Origin of the sequence: Rhodococcus sp. KRD197, assembly GCF_017168235.1 — a bacterium.
In the GTDB taxonomy this organism is placed as follows: domain Bacteria; phylum Actinomycetota; class Actinomycetes; order Mycobacteriales; family Mycobacteriaceae; genus Rhodococcoides.
On sequence record NZ_JABFAO010000011.1, the window covers coordinates 827812 to 845577 of the forward strand.

Here is a 17766-nt window from a genome sequence, read left to right on the forward strand (position 1 = left end):
GAACGTCCGAGAATTGTTTCTACCAATACCTGCGGCACGGTTCAGTAGGCGGCCACCGCGCCGTCCAGCGCCTTCTGCATTGCGTCTGTGACGACGCGGGTGATGGCGATCGGCTTGGCTGGAAGCTCGGTGATCGGGTTGTCGATGTAAACGCTGGCCGACTTGAGCCTTTCACTGCCGGGTCCGTAGCTCAGACCCACGCACACCAGCACCGGTTCGACGCCGCGTTCTCGAGCGCGTGCCACGATGTGGCCGAGTCCGCTGCCGACGTGCTGAACCTTGGTCGGGTCCTCGAGGTTGCACGTGCCCTCCGGGAAGACAGCGAGATCGTCGCCCCGCTGGAGGCGTTGGGCACTGACATCCATCATCGCCTTGCCTGCAGCGTTCACTGCGCGCATTCCGTGGTTCTTTCCGCGGAAGACCGGGATACCGCCCATCATGTCGATTCGCCTGCGCTGCTTGGGTTCTTGGAAGAGTTCATCCTTCGCCAACACCCGGGTCCTGCCGATCACAGCGCGCAACGGACTCGCCCACGCTGTCGCTGCAACCGTGTACGGATCGGTCTCGCTCAGGTGATTGACCGCGATGATGATCCTGGTGTCGTCGTAGATGAGCCGGCGCAGATCTTCTCGTGCACCGTCGGGATAACTCACCCGCGGTTTGAAGCGCTGGGCAAGTGCTGCGTAGGCGACCCGCGCCACCTGACGGTTCTGCTGATGGCGCAGGTAGAAGTCGTAGACGGCTTCCTCGTTCTCCAGTACTACCGCAGGTCGATCCATGAGGTGAGCTTAGCGCTACCGCTACTACCCGAAGAGCGGGAACTTGCGCTTGGCTGCGAGTGCATCCATGCCGTCCTGGATCCGCTCACGCACCTCGTTGTATTTCGCCTCGACGTACTCCTCGTTTTCGCACAGTTCGGTGTCGTGCTCGACGATGACCGGCGGCATGAAACGGGTACGGATCTTGGCGGGTAGCGGGATTTGCGGAAGTGCAGCCGGCGCGATGATCCAGGGCAGCGACAGTGCGATCGGAAAGACCTTCAAGCGAGCGAATCGGTCCAGCTTCAGCGTGCGCGCGAGCTTGTCGCCCCGAATGAGAACGGGCATCGCGTCGGCCCCACCGACGGTCGCGACGGGCACGATCGGCACCCCCATGCGGATGGCGAGACGGATGAATCCGGTGCGCCCACCGAGAGTAGCGACGTCGCGTTCGCTCCACGGCCGCAGCGAGTCCACCTCTCCGCCCGGCCAGACGATGACATCGCGTCCCTCGGCCAGGGCCGTCGCCATCGAGTCAGGCGCTGCAGGCAGCACACCCATGGATCGGAACACCCGTCCGATCACCGGAAACGCCATCAAAGCGTCGTGCGCCGTTCCGTGCAGGGTCCGTTTCTCACCGAATCGGCGCCACCATTGCGCACCGACAGTCCATGCGTCCCATACGAACGGCGCACCCGAGTGCACTCCGACGACCAGGACAGGCGGCTCGGGGATGTTCTCCCACCCGTCGATCTCCATCCGGAACCACTTGTCGGTAATGATCCGCCAGAACCTCACCTGACGGTCCATCGCCGCGGTGTTCTGATCCTCGAGACTCCAGTCGCCTGCATGCTCGGCGACATATCCCCCCAGTCCCCCACGTTGCTGCTCGCGCCGGTGTTTCATCTTCATCCTGGCCGCCGCGGCATGTCGTTGGGCCTGTTCACGCACACCGTCTGTCCGGTGATCTGCATCACTCATGACAGGCACGTACCCCTCCCTGGCCTCGATAAACCCGTACGGATGTACCGGCTTTTCTGGTCGGGCGCACAGTTCCACGGGTGGATTTCAAACCCCCCGCGACACCGTGCATGTTCGATAGGGTCGAATTTCGAGCCGAACGAACGAGGTAGTCATGGATCCGATCGAACCGGCATACGGTACGACCACTTTGCTGTTGATAGCTGCCGCCGCTGTGGCGGTCCTACTTTTCCTGATCATGAAGGTCAAGCTGCACGCCTTCGTCTCCCTCGTCCTGGTCAGCGCAGTCACCGCTGTCGTGGCCGGGATTCCCCTAGCCGACGTTCCGGACGCCTTGATGTCAGGCTTCAGCTCCACCCTCGGTTCGGTCGCGCTACTGGTCGCCCTCGGCGTCATGATTGGGCGACTACTCGAAATAACTGGTGGCGCACAAGTTTTGGCGGACACGCTGATCAACCGCTTCGGCGCGAAAAGAGCGCCACTGGCACTCGGTGTCGCAGCCCTCATCTTCGGCTTCCCGATCTTCTTCGACGCCGGGCTCGTGGTCTTTCTACCGATCATCTACACCGTCGCCCGACGCTTCGGCGGTTCCGTGCTGCTGTACGCGCTGCCGACAGCAGGCGCCTTCGCTGCCATGCATGCCATCGTTCCGCCGCATCCCGGTCCCGTCGCAGCGACGGAACTGCTCGGCGGCGACATCGGCACTGCGCTCGTCGTCGGTGTTCCGGTCGCCGTGGTGTCGTGGTTCGTCGGCTCCTACCTCGTCGGCACCGCGTTGGGACGACGCTTCCAGGTCACTACGGTCGATCTGTTCGCCGGCCCCATGACAGGTGGCGGCGGCGACAGTGACAGTGACGGTGACGGTGACGGAAGCAAGAACCCGAACGCACCGGTGCGATTCGAGCCGTCGCCGAAATTCGGCACCGTCCTGCTCATTCTCCTGACGCCACTTGTACTCATCTCGTTGAACACCGGCGTCAACACCCTGGCAGCGGCCGGCGTGGTGGACGGCGATTCGACATGGGCGGCCGCGCTCACACTCATCGGTCAGACTCCGATCGCCCTGCTCATTACCGTGCTGCTGTCGCTGTTCCTGCTGGCACCGGGCCGCTTCCCCGTGGCCGATGCAGCGAAGTACATGGATCAGGCTCTGGGACCGGTCTGCTCGATCATTCTCATCACCGGCGCCGGCGGCATGTTCGGCGGAGTCTTGCGAGCCAGCGGTATCGGCCAGTCGCTCACGTCCTCGCTCTCGGATCTCGGACTGCCGCTCATGCTGCAGGCGTTCCTCATCGCCACCGCACTGCGCGTGGCCCAGGGTTCGGCGACCGTCGCGTTGACCACCACTGCAGGTCTCATCGCAGTCCAGGTGGGCGAGCAGGATCTCAGCAATTTCAAGGTCGCGTTGCTGGTATTCGCACTCGCCGCGGGCGCCACCGTGCTCTCCCACGTCAACGATTCCGGCTTCTGGCTCGTCAGCCGGTTCTTCGGCATGGACGAGAAGACGACGCTCAAAACGTGGACGGTCATGGAGACGACGCTCGGACTGGCGGTGTTCGCTCTGGCTTCGCTGCTGTGGGTGGTGTTCTAGCGACTGTTCACACACCCAGCATTCGTTCACAACGCCACCGTCGGTTGAAAACACACGGTGGCGTTGTGAACGTTTCCGAATCAATCAGCGCCGCATCGCACGAACCCCGACGCCCAGGCCCACCGCGGCAACCGTCACCGCCGCGACGCCGCCGTGAAGTACCGTCGGACTCGCGAAGTCGCCTGCGAACAGCGCCCGTTCGGCGTCGACGACGTAGCCCAGCGGGTTGATGTCGACGAGAAACTGCATCCATCCGGGGGCATTGTCGAGGGGCAGCATGGTGCCGGACAGGATCAGCAGCGGAAACATCAGGGTCTGCTGTACTGCCCAGAAAACCCAATCCTGCGCCTGCACTGCGAGTGCAAGAGCATAGGACAGCGCACCGAGCCCGATGCCGAACACGCCCAGTATCAGGATGCCGATCGCCGCGCCGATCGGGTTGACCGACAGACCGAGCGGCAGCGCGACGAGAATGATCAGAACCGCCTGTGCAGCAAGCGGAACCAGTTCCTTGACGGCCCGGCCGATCAGCAGTGACGACCTCGGCAGCGGCGTGACGAGCATTCTCTCGTGCGATCCGTCGTGCAGCTCCGTCAGTAGGTTCGAACCCGTCATCGAGGTGCCGAAGATTGCGATCATCGCCAGCACCCCAGGGACGAACCAGTCCCAGACGTTTCCGTCACCGAGGCCGGGCACGTCGGTAAGCAGCGGCCCGAAGAGGGCCAGCAGTATCAATGGTTGGGTCAGACTGAATACGACGGTGAAGGGATCGCGCACTGTGGGGCGCAGTTCCCGGGTCATCACGATGGCACTTCCACTCAATACGTTCATGTTCTTCACCCCTACGCTGCTGCGGTTTCGCGGAGACTGCGGCCGGTGAGGCCGAGGAAGACGTCGTCGAGGGTCGGCCGAGACATGTCGGCAGCCTCGATACCGATCCCGTGGCGTTCGCTCAGCCGGATCAGCTCCGGTAATGCCTTCTCGGCCCGAGCCACGCGAATATTGAGCCGACTCCCCGACACCGTCACATCGCGCACGAGGTCGAGACGTCCCACGATCGACGCGAGGGACTCCGCGGCGTCTCTGCTCTCGGCGGTGAGTGTGACGAGATCTCCAGCGAGCTCGGCTTTGAGGGCATCGGCGGTGTCGTCGGCGATGACCGATCCCTTGTCGATGACGATGACCCGCTCGGCCATCGAGTCGGCCTCGTCCAGGTAGTGCGTCGTCAGCACGATGGTGGTGCCCATCTCCCGGCGAAGTCGAAGGATGTGCTCCCACAGGTTTGCTCGGCTTTGCGGGTCCATGCCGGTCGACGGCTCGTCGAGGAACAACAGGGGCGGTCGGTGCACCAGTCCGATAGCGATGTCCAGCCGACGACGCTGCCCTCCTGACAACGTCGATACTGTCCTTCTGCCCAGGTCGGACAGTTCCAGCGCAGCCAACAATTCGTCCGCTCGCGTGCCGGACTGTTGCTTCGAGAGCCCGTAGCACAGACCCTGCGTTATCAACTCGTCGCGGACTCGCTGATTGTGCCCACCGCCGTTGCCTTGTCCGACGTATCCCAGATTGCGCCGCACGGCGTCGCGCTCGGTGGTGACGCTGTGGCCTGCGACCGTCGCCGATCCCGATGTCGGTGCCAGCAGTGTCGTGAGCATGCGAAGCGTCGTCGACTTCCCTGCGCCGTTCGGCCCCAGCAGTGCAACCAATTCGCCCTTCTTCACGTGCAGATCGATATCGCGAACGGCCTCCACCGTCGCTTTTCCTCTGCTGAATGTCTTGGTCAACCCTGTCGTGTGGATCATCGTGCGCCTCGCCCCTCGTGCGTCGTGTTCTTCGGTACGACGGTGACGCTATGGACAATCGAGGTCAGGTTCGGTCCGCAATTGTCGACCCGATTCCTGTGCGAGGGCGGCGACCAATCGGTCTCCTCGCTCTCCAGAGAATCCGTCGCGGGCGCTCGGCGTGGTCGACGAGGCTCGACGATTTCTCCTTCAAGGCCGTCAGAAAGTTTCCCTTTCCAAAGATACGGGGAGGGGGTATGGTCCGACATGCGACGTAGATACCCCTAGGGGGTATGGCACCCTATGAAGGAGCAAGCATGACGAACACGAACTACCGAGTCAGCGGCATGACCTGCGGTCACTGCGAGGCATCGGTCCGCGAAGAAGTCAGTGCAGTGATTGGAGTGGAGTCAGCGACCGTATCGGCGTCGGCGGGAACGCTGACGGTGACAGGTGTCGCCGATCTAGATCAGGCGGAGGTCATCGCCGCCGTTCGTGAAGCCGGATACTCCGCCGAACCGGCCCCCGCAGATCCGCGCATCCCATAGCCATCGAACTAGTTGGACGGTTAGGACTCGTACGATGAACAACCACACAAATCCGGACGTCGATTCCGGACAGGCAGACCAGCCGAATACGCTGCAACACAGCGGGCATGAGGCAAGTCACGAAACACATAGCGCAGCCCACTCCGAACATGGCGAGCACACCGGCCACAGCGGTCATGATGGGCACGGTGATCACGTCGGCATGTTCCGACGGCTTTTCTGGTTCATGCTCGTCCTCGCCGTCCCGGTGGTCCTCGCCTCCAACATGTTCGCGATGCTGGTCGGCTACTCGCTGCCCGACGCGTCGTGGATCAACTGGATTTCCCCAGTCCTGGGCACAGTGATGTTCGCCTGGGGCGGATCGCCGTTCCTCACCGGCGCAGTCAGCGAGATACGCTCGCGTACACCAGGAATGATGCTTCTTGTCGGATTGGCGATCACGGTCGCATTCGTCGCGTCGATGGGAGCAAGCCTCGGCGTCCTGGACCATCAGCTCGACTTCTGGTGGGAATTGGCCCTGCTGATCGTGATCATGCTGCTCGGGCATTGGATCGAAATGCGGTCGCTCGCTCAGACCACCTCTGCTCTGGACTCACTGGCAGCGCTGCTACCCGACACCGCCGAACGGGTCGAAGGTGACGACGTGGTGTCGGTATCTCCAGACCAGCTGCAGCTCGGCGATGTCATGATCGTCCGCCCCGGCGGACGAGTGCCCGCCGATGGCACCATCGTTTCCGGAACGGCGAGCATGGACGAATCCATGATCACCGGTGAATCGCGCCCCGTCCGCCGCGGCGAGGGCGAGGCGGTCGTAGCTGGGACGGTGGCCACCGATTCCGGACTTCGTGTCCAGGTCACCGCAGTAGGGGAGGACACCACCCTCGCCGGGATCGGCCGCTTGGTCGCCGACGCCCAGAACTCGACCTCACGCGCCCAACGCATCGCGGACACCGCAGCGGGGTGGTTGTTCTGGTTCGCACTCGGCGCAGCAGTCGTTACCGCCACCGTGTGGACGCTGTTCGGAATGCCCGACTATGCGATCATCCGGACGATCACCGTGTTGGTCATCGCCTGCCCGCACGCCCTCGGCCTGGCCATTCCCTTGGTGGTCTCCATCGCCACCGAAAGAGCCGCCCGAGGCGGCATTCTGGTCAAGGACCGGCTGGCCCTCGAGACCATGCGGACGGTAGATACCGTGCTGTTCGACAAGACAGGAACACTGACCAAAGGCGAACCCACCGTCACCGCGATCGAGGTGACCGACGGCCGCACCGCCGATCAGGTCCTCGCGTGGGCCGCGGCAGCTGAGGCCGATTCCGAGCATCCTCTGGCACGCGCCATCGTCGACGCCGCACGGCAACGGCACTTGACCGTCCCGGACGCCTCCGACTTCCAGTCGTCGCCAGCTGTCGGGGTATCCGCTGACGTCGACGGAACCCGGATCCAGGTCGGCGGGCCGGCGGTTCTCGAGCAGGAGCATGCGGCCGAACTTGCGGTCGCTGATCGGTGGCGCGGCGACGGGGCGATCATCCTCCACGTTCTCGCAGACGGCGCCGTGATCGGCGCGCTCGCGTTGGCCGATGAGATCCGGCCGGAATCACCCGCGGCGATCGACGCGCTCCACGCCCGCGGGATCGAGGTGGTCATGATCACCGGCGATGCCGATGCAGTCGCGAAATCCGTCGCCAGCCAACTCGGTGCTGATCGCTACTTCGCGGGAGTCAAACCGGAAGACAAATCCCAGAAAGTCGCTGATCTTCAACGAGAAGGCCGGACCGTGGCAATGGTCGGCGACGGAGTCAACGATGCACCCGCGCTCGCGCAAGCCGACGTCGGCATCGCGATCGGCGCGGGTACTGATGTTGCGATCGCGTCGGCGGGAGTGATCCTAGCCAGCGACGACCCACGATCAGTGCTGTCGGTGATAGAACTCTCTCAAGCCTCCTACCGGAAGATGAAGCAGAACCTTTGGTGGGCTGCGGGATACAACCTCATCTCCGTTCCGCTCGCGGCAGGAGTGCTGGCACCGGTCGGATTCGTGCTGCCGATGTCGATCGGAGCGATCCTGATGTCGCTGTCGACGGTCATCGTCGCGGCCAACGCGCAGTTGCTGCGACGGCTCGACTTGACCCCAGGGTCCTTCGCTGAGCGTGCCGGCGCCGCCGACAAGCCTGCGTCCGGTGTGAGGATTCGGCGAAACAAGGCTGGCAACCGGCGCTAGTGGGTGGCAGCCGCTCGGGGACGAGCTTTCCCGAACGCCCCTCCCGGACCAAATACTCTGTCCGCGAAGCGCTTTCCCATGAGGGCGTGCGTGTCTGTGTCCGGGTGCAGGCCATCGGGGAGCGGATAGCACTGTGCGTCGCTTTCGCCGTAAAGTGCGCGACCGTCGAGGTAGTGCAGGTTCGGATCGTCGGACCTGCTGTCGACAATCTCCATCAAGGCGTCCCGAATGACCCGAAGTGTCAAGCGCCCCAGGGCGGTATCACCTTTCGATCCGGTCGCAACGAACTGCACCGAGTCGGTGCCCAGCGTGTTCGGATCGATCGCGCCGGGGCCTGGCGTGTCCTCGTGGATCGCGCACTGGATGGGTGAAATCAGCAGCAGCGGCGCGGTGGGGTGGCCGTCACGGATGGTGTCCAGGAACCCGTGAACGGCGGGAACGAAGCTGCGGAGCCTCATGGAGTCGCGGTTCACCACATTGAGTCCGAGTTTGGCGGTGATCATGGGGTGGGGAATCGCGATGCTGGCGGGCGCGAACAAGCGCGGCGTAGACAGCCGACCGGCTCAACCCGTAGAGATCCATGAGCGCAGCAGCACCGTATTTACCGGACTCGTAGTCTTCGAGGATGCGTTCATGTTGCAGCGCAGTAAGTTTGGGCTTGCGGCCGGTCATTCGGCCTTCCGCCTTGGCGATCGCGACTCCCTCGCGGGTGCGAGCACGGGTCAGATCGGCCTCGAACTCGGCCATAGCGCCGAGGACGGTGAAGAACATCCTGCTGATTGGATCGCCGGGGTTGTAGACCTGCCCACCGTAGATCAGACGCGCGCCTTTGGCGTCGAGTTCACCGACGATTGCATGCAAGTCGGCCACCGAGCGGCCTAGACGATCCAGTTTGGTGACTACCAGCGTGTCCCCCTCCTCCACTGCTGCGAGCGCGTCGGTCAGGCCGGGCCGTTTGCGGTTGCGTCCGGTGTAGCCGCGATCGGTGTAGATGCTGCCGGTGTCAACGCCGAGCTTGCGGAGGGCTGTGCGCTGCGCTCGCAGGTCCTGTCCTTGCGTGGAGCATCGGGCGTACCCGATCAGGTTTTCGTCCACCTGAAGCCCTCCGTCTCGAAATATGCGATCAAATCGGAATTACTTGCAACACTATCTATCAGGACACCGACAGGCTGGTCGGAGCGTCGACCGATTGTCAGTTTCAGAACACGAGTGCACGAGTTCAGAAGTGGACTGCACTGGACTCCCCTAGAGAATCTAGCTGTAAAACTAGATTTTGCTACTGAATGCTTCTCGGCGCGCCCGATCGGACATCCAAAGTCCACCCACTCCGACTATGCGTCTTAAACGTTCGTTTTAGACACGTCCTGGATTTGACACGGCAAGGACGATGAGCGTGTGTGTCAGAACTCATGTTCAAAACCGACACGCCGAAATGTGTCCCTACGACGAGTTGTGACACACTCGACCCTGTGGGAGAACTTCTGGGCTACGCGAGGGTGTCGACGACCGATCAGAGCGCCGACGCGCAGAGCGAAGCCTTGAGCGCTGCCGGGTGTTCGAGAGTGTGGACGGAAACTGCGTCGGGTGCGACGACGTCTCGGCCGCAGCTGTCGGATCTGTTCTCGCATCTGCGGCGCGGCGACACACTAGTGGTGTGGCGACTCGACCGTCTCGGGCGTTCACTCCCCCATCTCCTCGAAACGGTCGAGCAGCTCGACGTCGATGGCGTCGGATTCCGCTCGCTGACCGAAGCGATCGACACCACCACCTCCGGCGGAAAGCTGATCTACTCCATCTTCGGAGCATTGGCGGAATTCGAACGCAACCTCATCCGCGAACGCACCAACCTCGGACTGGCAGTGGCACGCGCCCAAGGGCGACTCGGTGGACGACCACCGGCGATGTCCGGGACGCAAATCAAACAAGCGAAGCGAATGCGCACCGGCGGAATGTCACTCACCGACATCCGAGAAGTGCTCGGAGTGTCGCGATCGACGCTGTACCGGCACTTGAAATAGCCCACCGCCAATCGCCGTTTCTCGCACATGGCCCGCCGGGCCGATGCGAGTCAACTTCCGAAGCTGCCACCGTGGGGGTCTCGGGCACATCGACGACTTTGAAAATCGATGGACGCATGATCAGCCACGAGAATTCGTCTGCTTCAATTCCGTCATGACCGAACCGGTAGAGATCACAACGACACCACCCACCATTGGTGGCTCTCCGCATTTGAGCGGGGCGTGTGCTGATTTCATGCTGCTGGTCTCTGCCCTCGGGTGAGGGCGATGTGGACCATGATGCGCCTTCGGTAGTTGTCCATGTTGGTGAAGCCGCATCCGACACGCTTGGTTTGCTTGATGATCCGGTTGAAGCCCTCGGTGCGGGCGTTGGTCACGTCCTCGGTGAGCGCGACGAGCACCGCTGGCCACCAGGTGTCGATCGTGGTCGCCAGGCGGCTGGTTTCCTCCATGTCGGCGCGGGCGGCGGCGTCGTAGAAGTCGTACAGCCTGCGCCGGATCTGGTGCGGCTGGTGTTCGGCCAGCAGCAGGCGCAGGCGTTCCTTGACGGCATGCGCGGCGGCGATCTCGTTGGTCGGATCCTCGGCGGCGAGGGCGGCGTTGAACCGGGCCTTTTGCTTCACGGTGAGGTGCTCGTAGCCGGTGAGCAGCAGTTGCCGGCTGGCCCAGACTTTGTCGGTGGCGGTGCCGCGGCGGCCGTGCAGTTGCCGGGTGATCCGTTGACGGACCTGGGTGACCATGAGGTTGGCGAGGGCGACGAGATGCCACTTGTCGACTGCGATCCGCGCGTCCGGCAGGGCGGTGCGGATCCCGGATCGACAGGTACAACAGCGCCCGCCCGCACACCCGCCTCGGCAACGCCCCACCCGCCGAGTACGAGGCAGCGCACTGCGCTGAGCCCACCAAGTCATCGCGACCGGCAATGACACCTGCATAGACGTGGCATCAACGCGTAGATGTTTCAGTTTCTTCTGTGCTGGGGCTGTGTCAGGTGCTGGACCGGGTGTAGGCAGCGGCGCGCACCACATCGTCGTCCTCCAGTCCAGCTCCTAGTGCTCCGCCCACGGTGGCCAGGCTGGCGGTGAGCCAGCTGATCTTCGCGTAGTCCAAAGCGTTCACTGGGTGACCGGCGACACCGGCCAGTACCTGCTCGTCGATGAGCAGCAGCGCGCCGACCCAGGACAGGATGAATAAGCCGAGGTAGAACACCACAACCCCGATGGCCACGGTCGCGGTGGTGGCCAAATTGAACAGGATCACCTGCTCACGTTGGGCTCGCCGCCGTGGGCGCTCCCACAAGTCGGCTCCCAGGATCAGGGTGGCACTCACCGCCCCGATCGCCATCACCGCCAGCAGGACCAGGCGCACCGGCCCGTAGGCCATGGCCAGTACCCATAGGTCCGAGGCCACCAATGTCAGCATGCCGGTGGCCGCTGCCACGACCATCGCCCGGGAGAGCCGGGCCACGAAGGCCCAAGGCTGGTTGGCGCGGATCATGCCCAGCAGCAACCGCACGTTGCCGCTCAGCACTCGGGCCGTGAACTGCACGACGTTGTCGTCCGGGCGTTCGTCGAGATCGGTGGACAGCTGGTGGGCTCTTCGAGCAAGATCCCGCTGGGCGTTGAGGTCTTCGGCGTCGTAGCCCAGGAGCTGCCCGACCACGTGCACGGTGGTCTCTTGCACCTTCTGCCGCACGTGCACGGCTCCCAGGGTTGGGACGGAGACCAGTCCTACCCCGTGCACGGGGTAGGACTGGGTGAGCACCGGACGTCGGCCGGTCTTCAGGGGGATCTCGGTGAGCACCACGGCCAAATCCCAGTTCTCCTCCAGCACGCGGTTTCGGGCCGCCTCCAGCAGGTCCAAGGTCTCGGTGGGTGGATCGACCAGCCGGTCTTCGGCCATCTTCAGTTGCCAGCGCACTCCCGGATACCGCTGCACCAAAATCTTGCGCACCGAGGTGGTGACCTCGGGGCCGAGCATCGCACTCAGGGATGGTGAGACCACCAGGCCGATGAGCAGCTCGGCATCGGAAAGGGGTTCGGCAGGATCGGCGGTGGATCGGCAACGCTTAGCAGTCACCGCTCCATGGTGAGGCAACCACGGGCCGATTGCCACTGGCTCGATGGAGCCCCAAGGTTTCGTGCAGCACCGCGGGCCGGATTCGGTGGTCGCCTCGATCCCGGAGAGAGCGGTGCTGCTCACTGCGAAATCCTCTCCCCGCCGACGCCGCCAGCGCGAAGACATCACAGCCAGCGGGCCCGGGACCTGCCGGTGTCGAGGACGGCTTCTCGATGATGCTGCAGTGACGGATCGGTTGAAGTGCTTCGGCGGTGTGGGAGCAGTGATCAGCGTGGGGGCGGTCGATTCCGTTCGGACAGGTGATGCATCGACTGCCCAGCGGCAGGTGCGGTACTGATGCGGGGGTACCCGGTGCAGGGGTGTCAAGGCCCAGCTCCGAAGACGGCAAGCCGGGCACGTGAAAGGCGAATTATGGCCCGCCGCAACCCGAGCGGGAAGGCATGTGTGGCACGAGGCGTGGCGATCGCCTCCGGCACCGAGACGATCACCCCGGAGTTGATCGCCGCGACCACCATCGACAATGCCGGCGAATCCGCCGCCCGCACGGCCTGACCCCACACCTTCCACCGCGCCCCCGGCGGCGCGGCTGAGGCCGATTCCCGGCGGTTACGACATCGACCGCTGGCCGATCACCGTCCCGATCCGCCCCGGCGAGGCCATCCCCGGATGGCTGCTGCATTTCGCCTCCCGGTACCAGCTGTCTCCGGCGCAGTTGTTGCGGGAGTTCGGCTTCACTTCCCGGCCCGCCACCGTCGACCGTGTACTGGACCAGGTCGCCGAGTGCTCGCGGGAGATCACCTGGTGCCTCGGCCTCGCGCCGCGGGCCTTGTCGCCGGCATTGTGTGGTTGGCCGGCCGAGGCCTCGCTCGGCCGCTACCTCGCGCACCGCCGCGGGATCCGGCACCACTTCAGCGGGTCCCGGTTTTGTCCACGGTGTCTCGCCGAGCCGGACTGCATCTGGCAGAGGCAATGGGCGCACCCGTTGCTTCCGATCTGCCTGCGGCACCGACTGCGGTTGCAGACCCGGTGTCCCGGTTGCGGGCAGGTGCCATTCTCCGACACCACCTGGCTCGGCAGCCACGGCCCGCCATGGCACTGCCCCCAACGGTGTCCGCGCGAGAGCGCCGATCGGAAGGTGCGTCCGTTCTGCCGGCACGACTTGCGCGACGCCACCGTAATCGAGGCCAACGACGACCTGTGCACGGCCCAGCGGTATCTGACCGCGCTGGCCGAGGCCACCGACATCGACGATCCCACCTCCCGATACGACAGGACGGCCGCGACGACCCGATTCGAGGCCCTCGCCACCCTCGGCGCCCATCAGGAGCGTCAGCAAATCCGATGAGCACAGGACAGTCCACCCAGTTCGTGGCTGACCCGAAGTTGAAGTTGGTATTCCCAATTTTGTGTCCCAAGGACACGCGGACGGTAATGCTGCTCAACGCCTGCGATACCCGCAACGCTGCGGGCCGGACCGCCCGCAACACAGATCCCGCCCGCCCCGTTTTGGTCGTTCTTGGAATAGTCGTTCAGCTGGCGGGGCGGTCTGTCACTGTGACCGAGATCTGCAGGGTCTCGCCACCGCGGAGCACGGTCAAATCGACTCGATCGCCCGGGTCGAGGGCACGGAGCGCCGCGATGAAGTCCTCCGCCGACTCGATGTCGTGGCCGTTGACCGCGGTGATGACATCGCCCGGCCGGATACCCGCCGTCGCAGCCGGACCGAGCGGGACGACCTCGAGGACGACGGCACCGCTGGTGCGGTCGACTGCCAGTTGTTCGGCGATCTGCGGGCTCAGCGCGCCGGGCTGAATGCCGACGTACGCATGCTGGGCAGTTCCCGAGGCCAGCAGTTGGTCTGCGACGTCGACGACATTCGCCGCGGGGATGGCGAAGCCCAGAGCCACCGCACCCGCCGACGGGGGAATGTAGGCCTGGCTCATCCCCACGACCCGCCCTTGTCCGTCGATCAGGGCACCCCCGGAGTTACCCGGCGAGATCGCGGCGTCGGTCTGGATCAGGTCGACCAGCGGCGCCCCGGTGGAAGCCGACCCGGGGATCTGACGGTGCAATCCTGAGATGATGCCCGAGGTGACCGTGGCCTCGAACCCCAGCGGACTGCCCACGACTACGGCGAGCGCGCCGACCTCTGGCAACGCTGTCTCGAACGTCGCCGCAGTCAGATCCGTGCGGTCCGCTTGAAGGACCGCGACGTCGGTCACACGATCGACGGCCCGCACGTTCGCGGACACCTGTTGCCCGTCCGCGAAGGCCACACTCACCTGCCGGGCACCCTCGACCACGTGGGCGTTGGTGACGACAGTGCCGTCGGTCTTGTAGACGATGCCGCTGCCCACGCCGGACCCGGTAAGCACGGTGACGACCGAGGCCTCCACCTGCCGGACCAGTGCCGGCAGGTCTACGGCAGGTCCCGCTGAGGGCGTCGAGGTGGTGGGAGCCGAGGCGCCGCATCCCGCGAGGAGGAGGACCACGATCGCGACCAGCGGCACCCAGATCGAGGAACGTACGGTCGACGGTACGCGCATCAGCCACCACCTCCGTGAGGAATCGGTCTCCTACTTGCACCTGCCGCGAGCGGGCCCACCCGATCAACATACCCCCGGCGGCGCCCGAGACCGGTCACCGAACCGCTTCGATGCACCCAGGCAACCGGCATCGACGAACGGCAGCGCGCATGCTCCACCACTGAGAGCCAAGATGCTTCGTATCTTGTTGCGCTGCCAACGTTTTCATACAATTCTAATCTGGAGCGTCTCCGATTCGGTTGCCGCCCAGTGGAATCCGGTGGGCATGGCTCCAGTGGATGGATAAACCGACCGTTTGGAAAATGGATTTCTCCCGCCGGTTTCTCTCGGCGCCAGGAACTTGTCGTTCCGCCATCGAGCACCTGCTCCTGTACGTGAGCATGAAGGAACGGCTATTGCCAGCGTGTCAGCGACTGTACTGTCATTGCGGAATTCGCTTCCCGCTTTCGACTTGTGCGGGCCTTGCCACTCACCGCGTCGGCTGCGAAGATGACTGCATCGGGAGTTCTACTCGTGGACGCACCGCAGTAGTGGCCGGTACCCGGAGTTGCGTGTACCGGTCGCCTCGATCGAGCGGGTTCCGGCGGACATCTATGCCCAGGGCAGGTATGGACGCCATTGCGCCTCTATTGTCGACGCCCGATAGGCGATTGCGTCGACCCCCGACAAGGGTTAGCGTCATCTCAGTGATTGCAAGCCAGGACTGTCGATAGGCGAATTGTGTTGACCGCCCGAAGGCGGATGAAGAACTCGCATTGCGGTTGGGCCGTTCGTGAGCCCAACCGGTTGACCGAGGGCCGGGCCGTACCGGTACGCACAGGCTCGGCGAAACCCCACAACATCGACGCCGAGGGGGCGTAATGTCAGAGTCCAGTGGCGGAACCTCCGCCGTAAGTCCACACCCACCTGCTCGCCAGGTGATTGCGACATTCGACACCTATGCCGACGCCGAGAGCGCCGTCGACTACCTCTCCGACCAGCATTTCACGGTAGACAAACTGGCCATCGTCGGTCGCGACATCGAGCTGGTCGAGCAGATCGTCGGCCGATTGAACTACGGCTGGGCCGCTCTGCGCGGCGCCGCCGCGGGCGCGCTGACGGGTGCGCTGTTCGGCTGGATCTTCGGGTTACTCGATTGGGTTCAGCCGCTGCTCACGGGCCTCGCGCTCGCCTTCTACGGGTTGGTATTCGGTGCCGTTGTGGGCGCTCTGCTCGGCCTGCTCATGTATGCGCTGCAGGGCGGCCGGCGCGACTTCACCTCAATCCAGTCATTACAACCACGTCACTACGAAGTCCTCGCCGATGTCGAGGTCGCGGACGAAGCCGTCCGCTTGCTCACCGGCCGGACCGATCGAAAGGAATGAGTCATGGCGACTGCTGTGGGTATAGACCTGGGCACAACCAACTCGGTCATCGCAAGCTGGCAAGGCGGCGAGCCGGTGGTGATCTCCAATGTCGAGGGAGCACGGACGACGCCTTCGGTGGTGGCGTTCACCGAGAGCGGCGAGCGCCTGGTGGGTCAGCTTGCCCGACGGCAGGCGATCTTGAATCCGAAGGGCACGATCTACTCGGCGAAACGCTTCATCGGACGTCATTACGACGAGATCTCCGAGGAGGCCAAAGCGGTCAGCTTCGACGTCGTGCCGGGTGACAATGGTGAGGCCCGATTCGACGTGCGGGGAAAGAAGTACGCGCCGGAGGAGATCAGTGCCCTCGTGCTGCGCAAGCTCGTCGACGACGCGAGCAAGTTCCTCGGTGAGAAGGTCAAGGAAGCGGTCATCACCGTTCCGGCCTACTTCAACGACGCGCAACGAAACGCCACCAAAGACGCCGGCCGTATCGCAGGCCTCGAGGTTTTGCGGATCATCAACGAACCGACCGCTGCGGCACTCGCGTACGGCATGGACAAACAGACCCACGAAACCGTACTGGTCTTCGACCTCGGCGGCGGAACCTTCGATGTGAGTCTGCTCGATGTCGGCGAGGGAGTGGTCGAGGTTCGTTCCACGGCCGGCGACTCCCACCTCGGCGGCGACGACTTCGACCGACGCCTGGTGGACTACCTCGCCGACGAATTCCAGCGCGCGGAGAACATCGATCTGCGCAAGGATGCGCAGGCATTGCAGCGCCTCTTCGAGGCCGCGGAGAAAGCCAAGGTCGAGTTGTCCTCGGTGACCCAGGCCCAGGTAAACCTGCCCTTCGTCACCGCTGACGCGAACGGTCCCAAGCACCTCACCACCACGATCATGCGATCGAAGTTCGATGATTTGACTGCCGATCTGGTGGAACGCTGCCTCGACCCCGTGAAGCAGGCCATGAGTGACGCCAAGGTCACCGCCAACGACATCGACGAAGTGATACTGGTCGGCGGTTCGACACGTATCCCGGCTGTACAGGCGCTGGTTCGCCGGCTGACCGGCGGCAAGGACCCCCACATGGGCGTCAACCCGGACGAGGTCGTTGCCCTCGGAGCCGCAGTCCAGGCAGGCGTGCTCAAGGGCGAGGTTTCCGATGTGTTGTTACTCGATGTCACCCCACTGTCCCTCGGCGTCGAGACGCAGGGCGGGGTGATGACGAAGATCATCGAGCGGAACACGACGATCCCGGCACGGCGCAGCGAAGTGTTCTCCACGGCGGAAGACAATCAGTCCGCCGTGGACGTCGTGGTGTTGCAGGGCGAACGCGAACGTGCGGCCGACAACCGGGTGCTGGGCCGGTTCCGGCTGGAAGACATCCGCCCCGCGCCACGTGGCGAGGCCCAGGTGGAAGTCATTTTCGATATCGACGCCAACGGCATCCTGAACGTCACCGCTCGCGACAAGGATACCGGCAAGGAACAGAGCATCACGATCAGTGAACAGGGCAACCTGGATCAGGGTGAGGTCGAGCGCATGTTGGCGGAGGCCGAACGGAACCGGGGTGAGGACGAGGCGCTGCGCAAGGCGGTCGACGCGCGCAACGGGCTCGATTCGGTTGCGTATCAAGTGGAGCGGCGACTCGCCGAACTCGGTGACAGTGCCCCGCCGCATGAGAAGGCGCGGGCCGAGATGCTGGTTGCCGACGCCCGAAAGGCCGTGCAGGACGGCGCTTCACCCGAAGAGGTTCAGCCACTCACCTCGGAGCTGCAACAGCTGCTCTACGGGCTCGCGCCGGACCAGTCGGACGACGGCCAAGCAGGCGGCGCTGATGCTGCGTCGTCGGATGACGACGACGTGATCGACGCCGAATTCGATCGAAGCTGAG

The 17766-nt window shown here is 64.2% G+C and carries 16 protein-coding genes; 7 read left to right on the forward strand and 9 right to left on the reverse strand.

Annotated elements, in window-relative coordinates:
* Positions 1 to 41: 41 nt before the first annotated feature.
* Both J1M86_RS19665 and J1M86_RS19670 read right to left on the reverse strand, forming a co-directional pair.
* Positions 42 to 779 (reverse strand): 1-acyl-sn-glycerol-3-phosphate acyltransferase, encoded by a 738-nt coding sequence (locus tag J1M86_RS19665; protein WP_206511040.1) that lies wholly within the window; start codon positions 777 to 779, stop codon positions 42 to 44.
* 24 nt (positions 780 to 803) lie between these two features.
* A complete protein-coding gene (locus J1M86_RS19670; protein ID WP_206511041.1) occupies positions 804 to 1739 on the reverse strand; it encodes a lysophospholipid acyltransferase family protein in 936 nt (311 codons plus the stop codon).
* A gap of 154 nt (positions 1740 to 1893) precedes the next feature.
* On the opposite strand from J1M86_RS19670, the gene J1M86_RS19675 reads away from it, so the two are divergent.
* A complete protein-coding gene (locus tag J1M86_RS19675) occupies positions 1894 to 3330 on the forward strand; it encodes a GntP family permease (RefSeq protein ID WP_206511042.1) in 1437 nt (478 codons plus the stop codon).
* Between the two features lie 84 nt (positions 3331 to 3414).
* Here J1M86_RS19675 and J1M86_RS19680 read toward each other — a convergent pair whose 3' ends face one another.
* Positions 3415 to 4161, reverse strand: a complete 747-nt coding sequence (locus tag J1M86_RS19680) for an ABC transporter permease (RefSeq protein WP_075837887.1) — start codon at positions 4159 to 4161, stop codon at positions 3415 to 3417.
* 11 nt (positions 4162 to 4172) lie between these two features.
* Positions 4173 to 5132 (reverse strand): ATP-binding cassette domain-containing protein, encoded by a 960-nt coding sequence (locus J1M86_RS19685; protein WP_206511043.1) that lies wholly within the window; start codon positions 5130 to 5132, stop codon positions 4173 to 4175.
* Positions 5133 to 5428: 296 nt separating this feature from the next.
* Here J1M86_RS19685 and J1M86_RS19690 point away from each other — a divergent pair, with 296 nt between their 5' ends.
* The gene (locus tag J1M86_RS19690; RefSeq protein WP_075837888.1) at positions 5429 to 5659 is read left to right on the forward strand and encodes a heavy-metal-associated domain-containing protein; all 231 of its coding nucleotides are present in this window, start codon (positions 5429 to 5431) and stop codon (positions 5657 to 5659) included.
* Between the two features lie 34 nt (positions 5660 to 5693).
* On the forward strand, positions 5694 to 7880 hold the full coding sequence (locus J1M86_RS19695) for a heavy metal translocating P-type ATPase (RefSeq protein ID WP_206511044.1): 2187 nt from the start codon (positions 5694 to 5696) through the stop codon (positions 7878 to 7880).
* Here J1M86_RS19695 and J1M86_RS19700 read toward each other — a convergent pair.
* Together J1M86_RS19700 and J1M86_RS19705 are read right to left on the reverse strand one after the other, a co-directional pair.
* Positions 7877 to 8338 (reverse strand): hypothetical protein, encoded by a 462-nt coding sequence (locus J1M86_RS19700; protein ID WP_206511045.1) that lies wholly within the window; start codon positions 8336 to 8338, stop codon positions 7877 to 7879. The genes J1M86_RS19695 and J1M86_RS19700 overlap by 4 nt on opposite strands.
* Positions 8283 to 8975: a recombinase family protein gene (locus tag J1M86_RS19705; protein ID WP_206511046.1), complete on the reverse strand. Its 693-nt coding sequence runs from the start codon at positions 8973 to 8975 to the stop codon at positions 8283 to 8285. The genes J1M86_RS19700 and J1M86_RS19705 overlap by 56 nt, the downstream gene beginning before the upstream one ends.
* A 374-nt stretch (positions 8976 to 9349) precedes the next feature.
* Here J1M86_RS19705 and J1M86_RS19710 point away from each other — a divergent pair, with 374 nt between their 5' ends.
* Positions 9350 to 9898, forward strand: a complete 549-nt coding sequence (locus J1M86_RS19710) for a recombinase family protein (protein WP_032375677.1) — start codon at positions 9350 to 9352, stop codon at positions 9896 to 9898.
* A 233-nt stretch (positions 9899 to 10131) separates the two neighbouring features.
* Here J1M86_RS19710 and J1M86_RS19715 read toward each other — a convergent pair whose 3' ends face one another.
* Together J1M86_RS19715 and J1M86_RS19720 are read right to left on the reverse strand one after the other, a co-directional pair.
* Positions 10132 to 10926, reverse strand: a complete 795-nt coding sequence (locus tag J1M86_RS19715; protein WP_116058458.1) for a transposase — start codon at positions 10924 to 10926, stop codon at positions 10132 to 10134.
* Positions 10886 to 11977 (reverse strand): hypothetical protein, encoded by a 1092-nt coding sequence (locus J1M86_RS19720; RefSeq protein ID WP_182263509.1) that lies wholly within the window; start codon positions 11975 to 11977, stop codon positions 10886 to 10888. Before J1M86_RS19720 ends, J1M86_RS19715 begins: the two co-directional genes overlap by 41 nt.
* Before the next feature lie 520 nt (positions 11978 to 12497).
* Between J1M86_RS19720 and J1M86_RS19725 the strand changes: the two genes are divergently transcribed.
* Complete coding sequence (locus J1M86_RS19725; RefSeq protein ID WP_206511047.1) at positions 12498 to 13322, forward strand: TniQ family protein; 825 nt, start codon at positions 12498 to 12500, stop codon at positions 13320 to 13322.
* Between the two features lie 184 nt (positions 13323 to 13506).
* Here the strand turns inward: J1M86_RS19725 and J1M86_RS19730 are convergent, their stop codons facing one another.
* Positions 13507 to 14523, reverse strand: coding sequence for a S1C family serine protease (locus J1M86_RS19730; RefSeq protein ID WP_206511048.1), 1017 nt, complete (start codon positions 14521 to 14523; stop codon positions 13507 to 13509).
* Between the two features lie 860 nt (positions 14524 to 15383).
* Here J1M86_RS19730 and J1M86_RS19735 point away from each other — a divergent pair.
* Entirely contained in the window at positions 15384 to 15887 is a 504-nt protein-coding gene (locus J1M86_RS19735; protein WP_005203454.1) for a general stress protein, read from the forward strand.
* A 3-nt stretch (positions 15888 to 15890) separates the two neighbouring features.
* Positions 15891 to 17765 (forward strand): molecular chaperone DnaK, encoded by a 1875-nt coding sequence (gene dnaK, locus J1M86_RS19740; RefSeq protein WP_206511049.1) that lies wholly within the window; start codon positions 15891 to 15893, stop codon positions 17763 to 17765.
* The last annotated feature ends 1 nt before the right edge of the window (position 17766 follow it).